The 582-nt window shown below is 69.1% G+C and carries 1 protein-coding gene; it reads left to right on the top strand.

Annotation, left to right across the window (positions count from 1 at the left end):
* The coding region (locus G3I71_RS45890) for a LytTR family DNA-binding domain-containing protein (protein ID WP_164324877.1) at positions 1 to 582 on the top strand (582 nt) is incomplete at both ends.

Below are 582 nucleotides of genomic sequence, written 5' to 3'. Positions count from 1 at the left end.
AGCTCACGCGCGGCTACCGCGCCGACTTCGACGTGCTGTTCCTCGACGTCGAGATGGCGCGCATGGACGGGTTCGAGACCGCGCACGCGGTGCGCGCGCTCGACGACCGCGTCGTCATCGTGTTCATCACGCGCATGGCGCAGATGGCGATCAAGGGCTACGAGGTCGACGCCCTGAGCTACCTGGTCAAGCCCGTGCCGTACTTCGCGTTCTCGCAGGAACTCGCGAGGTCGCTGCAGCGCGTGCGTCGCACGCAGTCGGAGGGCGTCATGCTCCCCGTCGCGGGCGGCACGGCGCGCGTCGACGTCGCGGACATCGTGTACGTCGAGAGCATCAAGCACCGCATCGTCGTGCACGCGATCGGGCGGAGGTACGCGTTCACGGGGACCCTCAAGGCGATCGAGGAGCAGCTCGCGGGGCAGGGGTTCTTCCGCAGCAACAACTGCTACCTGGTGAACCTGCGGCACGTGCACGCGGTGCGGCAGTCGACGTCCGTGATGCTTGGCGGCGACGAGCTGCAGATCAGCCGCGCCCGCAAGCGCGCGTTCCTCGACGCGATGGCGGACCACCTCGGCGGCCGGG

The sequence above is a fragment of the Streptomyces sp. SID12501 genome, assembly GCF_010550245.1.
Classification (GTDB): Bacteria; Actinomycetota; Actinomycetes; order Streptomycetales; family Streptomycetaceae; genus Streptomyces.
The sequence above is the reverse complement of the archived record's forward strand: the minus strand, read 5'-3'. Positions and strand labels throughout refer to the sequence as shown.